Source organism: Paraburkholderia sp. SIMBA_027 (assembly GCF_046535315.1).
Taxonomy (GTDB): domain Bacteria; phylum Pseudomonadota; class Gammaproteobacteria; order Burkholderiales; family Burkholderiaceae; genus Paraburkholderia; species Paraburkholderia tropica.
This window is the reverse complement of record NZ_JAWRWY010000287.1, coordinates 1-311: the sequence shown is the minus strand read 5'-3', so window position 1 is coordinate 311 and position 311 is coordinate 1. Positions and strand designations below refer to the sequence as shown.

Here is a 311-nt window from a genome sequence, read left to right as displayed (position 1 = left end):
CCATTCATCAGACCCACAAACAGCAGCCAGTCAGCAGGCAGACGCTTGTGCAGTTCAGCAACGTCATCTTTACCATGTACGAGATCGACATGCAGACCCTGAACAGGCAGCGCAGTAATCGTGTCGAGGTTTGGCGTTCCGCCTTCAAAATAGGTGGTCAGCAGCAGTTTCACCTGTCCCTGGAGCGCGTCGTAAGCGGGTTTGTATGCGTCCAGCCACGCCTGCGGCAGTTCCAGTACCAGCGCGGGTTCATCAATCTGTACCCACTCGATGCCGCGTTTCGCCAGTTCTGCCAGCACTTGCTGATAAAC

Annotated in this window: 1 pseudogene; it reads right to left on the bottom strand. The window is 55.6% G+C overall.

The window, feature by feature from the left end:
• Positions 1-311, bottom strand: a pseudogene (locus tag SB764_RS39125) (5-methyltetrahydropteroyltriglutamate--homocysteine S-methyltransferase); the annotation flags it as partial.